At 63.4% G+C, this 9,123-nt stretch carries 4 protein-coding genes; all 4 read left to right on the top strand.

Annotated elements, in window-relative coordinates; all coding sequences use genetic code 11:
* The first annotated feature begins 229 nt into the window (after positions 1 to 229).
* The 4 genes from JQ587_RS22035 to JQ587_RS22020 all read left to right on the top strand — a co-directional run bounded on the left by JQ587_RS22035 (position 230) and on the right by JQ587_RS22020 (position 8,972).
* Positions 230 to 1,192, top strand: a complete 963-nt coding sequence (locus JQ587_RS22035) for an ArdC family protein (RefSeq protein WP_212426664.1) — start codon at positions 230 to 232, stop codon at positions 1,190 to 1,192.
* A 103-nt stretch (positions 1,193 to 1,295) separates the two neighbouring features.
* Entirely contained in the window at positions 1,296 to 3,413 is a 2,118-nt protein-coding gene (locus tag JQ587_RS22030; RefSeq protein ID WP_212426663.1) for a ParB/RepB/Spo0J family partition protein, read from the top strand.
* Positions 3,414 to 3,594: 181 nt separating this feature from the next.
* The gene (locus tag JQ587_RS22025; RefSeq protein WP_212426662.1) at positions 3,595 to 7,911 is read left to right on the top strand and encodes a strawberry notch-like NTP hydrolase domain-containing protein; all 4,317 of its coding nucleotides are present in this window, start codon (positions 3,595 to 3,597) and stop codon (positions 7,909 to 7,911) included.
* Positions 7,911 to 8,972 (top strand): DUF7146 domain-containing protein, encoded by a 1,062-nt coding sequence (locus JQ587_RS22020; protein ID WP_212426661.1) that lies wholly within the window; start codon positions 7,911 to 7,913, stop codon positions 8,970 to 8,972. The genes JQ587_RS22025 and JQ587_RS22020 overlap by 1 nt, the downstream gene beginning before the upstream one ends.
* Positions 8,973 to 9,123: the final 151 nt, after the last annotated feature.

Raw genomic sequence — 9,123 nt, 5'->3', positions numbered from 1 at the left:
AACCGGTCTCGTCGCTGCACTCGGTCCCGCGTGCCGCCTTCGGCGTCGCTATGCTCACGCTCCTGCGGGTGCCATTTCTCGAAGGCGATGCGCGCTGGCGCACGCCTGATACGGCCTGCGGCCTAAGGCAGATTGCGAAGAGGCTGAGAGTAAGAGTGCAGGCTGGGTTTTTCCGTGACGGGTTACAAGCTGCGAGAGAGGCTCGCGGCGCCCGTCGCGGAGAACCGCGATGTCAAACCCTGCTGTTCGCGCGCGCGCCGGCCAGGACCGGGCGAACCTCTATAACGAAATCACCGACAAGATTATTGCCGAGCTCGAGGCCGGACGCGTGCCTTGGGTTCAGCCCTGGGGTACGGCAGCGGCGAAAGCGCCGCTGGCCATACCGAAAAATGCATCGACCAACCGGCAATACAGTGGCGTTAACATCCTCATCCTCTGGGGAGCCGTGATTGAACGCGGATTTGCCGGTCAAAGTTGGCTCACATTTCGTCAGGCTCTCTCGCTTGGCGGCCACGTTCGCAAGGGAGAGCGCGGCGCCACAGTCGTCTACGCCGATCGTTTCTTGCCGAATGACGAGAAGCGACGCGCCGCTGAGACCGGCGAAGACGCGCAAGCGATTCCATTCCTCAAACGTTTTACCGTTTTCAACACCGATCAGTGCGAGGAACTGCCCGACAACATTGCCACCGGTGCGCCGCCACCGCCGGCTGGCCTCATCGAACCCACGGTCGACGCCCTGATCAAGGCCAGTGGAATTCCATTTCGGATTGGTGGAGATCGCGCATTCTATGCCACAGCCGAAGACTATGTTCAGGTCCCACCGCCCCAGGCCTATTTCGAACCCATCAACTGGCACCGCACCGCGTTGCATGAACTCGGTCATGCGACCGGGCACTCCTCGCGTCTCAACCGCGACCAGAGCGGATCTTACGGTACGAAGAAATATGCCTTCGAAGAGCTGGTCGCCGAATTAAGTTCCGCGTTCAGCTGCGCGTCGCTCGGGATCGTCCCGACCGTGCGCCATGCCGACTATATCGGCTGCTGGCTTGAAGTCCTGCGTGAAGACAATCGGGCCATCGTGCGGGCCGCCTCGCAGGCGAGCAAGGCCGCGGACTATTTGCTCGGCTTCGTTCCCGGGTCCATTGAGCCCGCGTCGCTGGATTCGGTTGTCGCCGATCACCTGGTGGCGTGATGCGTGGCTTCGTGGCCGGGTGAGAGTGAGAGGAAGGGAGGTTGTTCGCGACGGGTTGGAAGCCGAGAGAGAGTCTCACGGCCACCCGTCGTGGAGAGCCAAAATGACGAAAGCCGTACAAAAGATCACGCTGTCGCCTTCCCGGGACATTCCCTTCAACAAGCTCGTGCTCAGCCAGTCGAACGTTCGCCGCGTCAAGGCCGGGGTCTCGATCGAGCAACTAGCCGAGAGCATCGCGCAGCGCACGCTTCTGCAAAGTCTAAGTGTCCGGGCCGTCGTTGATGTAGATGGCAACGAGACCGGCATGTTCGAGGTGCCGGCGGGCGGCAGGCGCTATCGCGCCCTCGAGCTTCTGGTGAAACAGAAACGCATGTCAAAGACGCAGGCGGTGCCGTGCGTTGTGCGTGAAGGGGGCATTGCCGCGGACGATTCGGTGGCGGAGAACGATGAGCGGGTCGGTCTGCACCCGCTCGATCAGTTTCGGGCCTTCCAGACTCTCCGCGATCTCGGCATGACCGAGGAAGACATCGCCGCCCGGCACTTCGTGAACCCTGCGATCGTGAAGCAGCGGCTGCGGCTGGCGTCGGTGTCGCCGAAGCTGCATGAGGTCTACGCCGAAGACGGCATGACGCTCGAGCAGCTCATGGCGTTCTCGGTCACAGCCGATCACGCCCGCCAGGAGCAAGTCTGGGAGAACGTCAGCCGTTCCGGTTATGATGAACCTTACCAGATCCGCCGGCTGCTCACTGAGAACACTGTGCGTGGGTCCGATCGCCGGGCGCAGTTTGTGGGCCTCGATAAATATCAGCACGCGGGTGGCGGCGTTCTGCGGGATTTGTTCGAGCACGACGACGGCGGCTGGCTTCAGGACGTCGTGTTGCTCGACCGCCTCGTAACCGAAAAGCTCAAAGCCGAAGCTGAGACGATTGCTGCCGAAGGCTGGAAGTGGATCTCAGTCGCCGTAGACTTCTCCTACGGTCACACTCAAGGCCTACGAGAAATCGAAGGCAGACCTGTCGATCTCTCGCCTGAGGAGCAGGCCACCATCGATGCGCTGAACGCCGAGCAGGCCAGGCTGGAAACCGACTACCAGGATGCCGACGCATTGCCCGAAGAGGTCGATCAGCGTCTGGGCGAAATCGAGTCGGCACTGGCGGCATTTGAAGACCGGCCGATGCTTTACGAACCGACCGAGATCGCCCGAGCTGGTGTCTTCATCAGCATCGATTCCGAAGGACGCCTCTCCGTGGACCGGGGTTACGTCCGGCCGGAGGACGAAGTGCAGGAAACTGATCCTGATGTCGGGCAGCACGCCGACGTGTCGTCGACTGAAGGGCAGGAGCCTGGCACTTCAGTTCAGCGCACGATCATCGCAGTCGCAGGTGGCGCTCCTGATGCCGAAGAGGATGATGAGGACACGGCGAAACCTCTGCCGGATCGGCTGATCACCGAGCTGACGGCGCATCGTACGCTGGCATTGCGGGATGCGCTGGCAGAAAATCCTGCGATCGCGTTCCAAGCGGTGCTGCATAACTTCGTGCTGACGGCCTTTTACCGGTTCGCATCGTCCGGGAGCTGTCTTGAGATCGGCCTTCGCACGCCGAATTTTCCCGCTCAAGCTCCCGGGCTGAGGGAAAGCGTCTCCGCTAAGGCTGTCGAGGCGCGGCATGAGGCCTGGAAGGCACGGTTGCCGAAGAGCGAGAACGATCTTTGGGACGCGCTCACGGCCCTTGATGGTGGTGCACAAGCATCATTGTTCGCCCACTGTGCATCATTTGCCGTCAACGCCGTCTATGAACCCGCCAATCGCTACAATCAAGGTCGGGTTTCCGCCCACGGTGTCCGCACGCGTCTCGACCAGGCTGATGTGCTGGCCCGCGCGGTCGGGCTCGACATGGTGCAGGCTGGCTGGCGACCGACCGTCGACAACTATCTCGGTAGGGTCACCAAGCCGCGCATTCTGGAGGCGGTGCGGGAAGCCAAGGGCGAGCCGTCGGCACGACTGATCGACCATCTGAAGAAGGCTGAGATGGCAAAGGAGGCCGAGCGTCTACTCGATGGCTCGGCTTGGTTGCCGGAGCCGCTGCGCCTCGTCGATCCCGATGCGGTGCCAGTGGCGCAGGAGGGCGAAGCAGGCCCGCTGCCCGAATTCCTCGCCGACGAGGAGGATCAGGAGAACGGCGGCGACGGTGATCCGCAACAGCTCGACGCGGCCGAGTGACATAGAGCGGGATGGCTCCAGCCATCCCGCGTTGCTTGGGGACCGGTGTGCAGCGCCGGTCCCCATTTTTTTTGGTGAGTGCTGAGAGGGAGAGTCGGGCCGGCAAGGATTTGAGCCGTTGGGGTCAGAAGAGAGCGCCTGATGGTTCGACCCGTTCCTGCTCTCCGAAAGAAATCCTGCCATGACCGAATCTCTCGCCGGCGGCGTTGCCGCCGCGCCGCTCTCGATGCGTGCCGCTGCAAGTCTCACCTCTGCTGCTGTCAGGACCGCGCGACAGCTCTTGACCGATCTCGAGCGGGGCCGTCGCATCGATGCCGCCGCCCTGCGTTGCGCCATGGAAGCTGCATTCGGTGGCTCGGACGCCGCCGGCGCCTGGAACTGGAAGACCGCCTATGACGTCTGCGAGGTGGCAACCGTTCTCTTCCTTCGCAAGTTTGGCCCGGCCATGCGCGCCAAGGCTGGTTCGACGGCCGCGATGCTGCCGATGCTCGCGAAAATCGCCAGCTGTCTGCCGACCCATACGCGGCGTTCCGAGGACAGTCAGGCGTTTCAGCAATTCTCGACGCCGATCCCGCTTGGGCTAGTCGCATGCACCGCAGCCGGTATTACCCCTGCCGACCGCGTTCTGGAGCCATCCGCCGGGACCGGCTTGCTCGCCATCCTTGCCGAGCTCGCCGGCGGCTCTCTGATGTTGAACGAGTTGGCCGAAGGCCGCGCGGCGCTGCTCGATCATTTGTTTGCCAACGTTGAGGTCACGCGGTTCGACGCTGCGCAGATCGATGATCATCTCGACGCGAACGTCGTGCCGACCGTCGTTCTGATGAACCCGCCGTTCTCCGCTGTGGCGAATGTGGATCGAAGAATGGCGGACGCCGCTTTCCGGCACATTGCTTCGGCGCTCGGGCGTCTTTGCGACGGTGGACGCCTCGTCGCCATCGCTGGCGCAGGTCTTGCGCCGGATAACCCGGCGTGGACTGATGCCTTTGTTCGCCTCCAGGAGTGCGGACGGGTCGTGTTTTCTGCCGCCATCGACGGCGTCGTCTACGCCAAGCACGGCACTCAGACGGACACGAGGCTGCTTGTCATCGATAAGTTGCCCGCCGCCGATCCGAAGGCTTTTCCCGCCTCGCAAGGCTTGGCCGGCGATGTCGCCAACTTGCTCAATTGGGTAACCCTGCATGTGCCGCCGAGGCTGCCCGTCGCCGCATCGGTCGTGGCCGACGTCATTAGGCGCCCTGCAATCTCCCGATCGGCCGGCGCCATTGCTGCAAACGCGTTCACTTCGCGGAGCGCGCCAGAAGGTGTGGAGCTTACGTACGAGACCGTCGAATGGTCGCCGCCGGAAGGCGCCCGCCTCACCGACGCTCTTTACGAGGAGTATGGATTGCAATCCATCCGTATTCCCGGATCACGCGCACATCCGACCAAGCTCGTGCAGTCCGCGGCGATGGCTTCCGTTGCGCCACCGAAGCCATCCTATCGTCCGCACCTGCCCTCGGCCCTGGTGGCAGTTGGAGTCCTGTCGGACGCCCAGATCGAGAGCGTTATTTATGCCGGCGAGGCGCATTCCGAATTTCTCGCGGGCTCCTGGACTGTCGATGCGACGTTTGATGTTGTGGCCGCCGCACGCGACGACGCAGAGAATGCCGTTCGCTTTCGCCGCGGCTGGTTCTTGGGTGATGGCACCGGCGCGGGCAAGGGACGGCAGGTCGCAGGGATCCTGCTCGATAATTGGCTCAAGGGCCGCCGCCGTGCGGTCTGGATCAGCAAATCCGACAAGCTGATTGAGGACGCCCAGCGCGACTGGTCCGCGCTCGGCATGGAGCGACTGCTCGTTACGCCTCTGTCCCGGTTTCGCCAGGGCACACCGATCCGGCTTTCTGAAGGCATCCTTTTTACCACCTATGCCACGCTACGCACCGACGAGCGTGGCGAGAAGCTTTCGCGTGTCGGGCAGATCGTTGAATGGTTGGGCTCCGACTTCGACGGAGTGATCGTCTTCGACGAGAGCCATGCCATGCAGAATGCGGTCGGCGGCAAGGGTGAGCGCGGCGACCAGGCGGCCTCTCAGCAGGGGCGTGCGGGGCTGAGGCTCCAGCACGCCTTGCCCAATGCTCGCGTGGTTTATGTCTCGGCGACTGGCGCCACCACGGTCCACAACCTCGCTTATGCCCAACGCCTCGGCCTTTGGGGCGGCGCCGATTTCCCGTTCGCCACACGCGCCGAGTTCGTTGTGGCAATCGAGGAGGGTGGCGTCGCGGCGATGGAGGTGCTCGCGCGCGATCTCAAGGCGCTCGGTCTCTACGCGGCCCGTTCATTGTCCTATGAGGGCGTCGAGTACGAGCTCGTTGAACACCAGCTTACACCGGAGCAGGTTCGCATCTACGACGCCTATGCAGATGCGTTCAGCATCATCCATAACAACCTCGACGCGGCGATGCGGGCCGCCAACATCACCGGCGAAACTAGAACGCTGAACGGGCAGGCAAAATCGGCGGCCCGATCCGCCTTCGAGAGCGCCAAACAGCGCTTCTTCGGCCATCTGCTGACCTCGATGAAGACGCCGTCGCTCATCCGATCGATCGACCGCGATCTCGACGCCGGCCATGCCGCTGTCATCCAGATTGTTTCAACGGGCGAAGCGCTGATGGAGCGCCGGCTCGCCGACGTCCCGACCGAAGATTGGGGCGACGTCCAGGTCGACATCACCCCGCGCGAGTATGTGCTCGACTATCTCGCCCATTCCTTCCCGGTCCAGCTCTACGAGCCGTTTACCGACTCGGAGGGCAACCTCTGCTCTCGGCCTGTCTATCGCGATGGCCAGCCGGTTGAGAGCCGGGAAGCCGTGGCACGACGCGGCCGCCTCATCGAGAAACTCGCCTCGCTGCCTCCGGTACCCGGCGCGCTGGATCAAATCGTGCAGCGTTTCGGCACCGACATGGTCGCCGAAGTGACCGGCCGCTCGCGCCGTATCATTCGCAAGGGCGACCGGCTGATCGTCGAAAACCGCGCCGGGTCGGCCAACCTCGCCGAGACCTCGGCCTTTATGGACGACATCAAGCGCATCCTCGTGTTCTCCGACGCGGGCGGCACGGGGAGGAGCTACCACGCCGAACTGTCGGCTCGAAATCGCCGCTTGCGCGTCCACTATCTGCTCGAACCCGGCTGGAAGGCGGATGCTGCGATCCAGGGCCTCGGCCGGACCAACCGGACCAACCAGGCGCAGCCACCGCTGTTTCGTCCCATCGCGACCGACGTGAAGGCCGAAAAGCGCTTCCTCAGCACCATTGCGCGCCGGCTCGACACATTGGGAGCCATTACGCGCGGCCAGCGCCAGACCGGAGGGCAGGGGCTGTTTCGACCCGAGGACAATCTCGAAAGCCAGTACGGACGTGATGCATTGCGTCAACTCTACACGCTGCTGGTGCGAGGCAAGGTCGACGGATGTTCGCTCGAGAGGTTTCAAGATGCGACTGGCCTGAAGCTGACGGATACCAATGGGCTCAGGGATGACCTGCCGCCCATCACGACCTTCCTGAACAGGTTGTTGGCCCTCACCATTGACCTGCAGAATGTGCTGTTCACCGCCTTCGAGCAGCTCTTGACCGCTCGGATCGAAGGCGCGGTTGCATCCGGCACCTACGACGTGGGGTTGGAAACCCTCCGTGCCGAGAGCTTTGTCGTCACCGACCGGCGGACGATCTATGACCATCCGGGGACCCGCGCCGAGACCCGGCTGCTCACGGTCGCCCAGCGCCAGCGCAATCATCCGGTGAGTCTGGATGATGCTCTTGCTCGTCTTTCCGATCGTCAGGCCGTCCTGCTCGTCAATGAGCGCTCGAGACGAGCTGCCGTGCAGGTCCCCGCGGCGAGCGTCATGCTCGATGACGGCGAGATCGAGCGGCGCGCCCGTCTGATCCGGCCGATGGATCAGCACACGGTCCCCTTGACCACCATGGCCGAAAGTCATTGGGACGAAGCGGATCGTGAACGCTTTGCCTCGACCTGGCTGGCGGAGCTTGCCGAGGTGCCCGAGTTCACGGAAAGCACGATCCACGTTGTGGCGGGCTTGCTGTTACCGATCTGGAAGCGGTTGCCGAACGAGTCGACCCGCGTCTATCGGCTCCAAACCGATGCGGGCGAACGGATCATCGGACGCAAGGTCTCTGCTGTCTGGGTCGCAAGCGTCCTTGCGGCGGACGCGCCTTCGCTGACGCCGGATGCTGCCTTTGCCGCGCTGGTGGAAGGACGGACCGTCCTCGATCTAACGGAGGGGCTCCAGCTTCGTCGAGCCCGGGTGATGGGTGCATATCGCATCGAGCTGTCGGGATTCAACGACACGATGCGCGATCGTCTCCGTGCTTACGGCCTCTTTGGGGAGATCATCTCCTGGAAGCTGCGCATGTTCGTACCCACGGACGCGAGCGGCATTGAGGTCCTGTCGAGGGTGCTCGACACCTATCCGGTTACGGGCGTCAGTGAGCGGGAGGCCGCGTAATGTCCGGCGATGTCTCCGAGCTGGCACGCCGCCTCGCGCGCGAGGCCGAGGCGGTGTGCCGACACTATCTCCCCAATGGTAAGCGGGCGGGGCGGTACTGGGTGGTTGGTGACGTCCACAACACCCCGGGCCGCTCGTTATTTGTGCGGCTCCAGGAATCGTCGACGGGCCCCGCCGGCAAATGGACCGATGCCGCGACCGGGGGGCATGGCGATCTCCTCGACATCATCCGCGAAAGCCTTGCCTTGCGAGACTTCCGCGAGGTCGCCGAGGAGGCGAGGCGCTTTCTGAAGCTACCTCGTTCTGAGGAGCAATCACTCCCGAGACCCGTTCGTCCAGTCGTGCCGGCCGGATCGCAAGAAGCCGCCCGTCGACTTTTTGCGATATCCGGTCCGATCGAAAGGACGTTGGTGGAAACGTATTTGCAACGTCGTGGAATAAGCCAAATCCACCACGGTGGTAGCCTGCGCTTCCACCCACGCTGCTACTACCGACCGGACGAGCATTTGCCGACTGAAACCTGGCCGGCGATGATAGGCTCTGTCACGGACCTCGAGGGACGGATTACCGGCGTGCATCGCACCTGGCTAGATCCACACGGCTTTGATCGCGTGCGGCTCGGCAAGGCCCCGATCGACACGCCACGAAAGGCCATGGGCGACCTGCTTGGTAACGCCGTTCGCTTCGGCGTGGTGGACGACGTGCTCGCTGCGGGCGAGGGGATCGAGACCATGCTGTCGCTGCGTTATGTACTGCCGACCTTGCCCATGACCGCTGCTCTCTCGGCCAATCACCTCTCAGCCATGCTGCTGCCGTCTGGCCTACGCCGACTCTATATCGCCCGTGACGCGGATGCCGCCGGAGATGCAGCACAGGCTATTCTCACCCAGCGCGCGCAAGACGCCGGCATTGAAACGATCGCGTTGTCGCCTCGGCTTGGCGACTTCAACGAAGATCTGCACATCTTCGGCCTCGAGGCCCTCCGAGCAGCGTTGCTACTTCAACTCGTACCAGAGGACGTCATCCGTTTCCTGCATTCGTCGATGGCAACCGCGGAATAGCCCCGGCGATTCGATGGGCCTCGACGGGTCGGTCGCGGTTCGGCCACTGCCGGAAGAGGACGCGACCACGGCCTTCTAGAGGGCGATCGGACGGCAAGCGGCTCGGGCCGGCAATGGCTGCGTCCGGCTATTTTCCGCCGCGCGCCGGCGA

This window comes from Bradyrhizobium manausense, assembly GCF_018130615.1.
GTDB classification, from domain to species: domain Bacteria; phylum Pseudomonadota; class Alphaproteobacteria; order Rhizobiales; family Xanthobacteraceae; genus Bradyrhizobium; species Bradyrhizobium manausense_A.
This window is presented reverse-complemented; position numbering and strand designations above follow the sequence as displayed.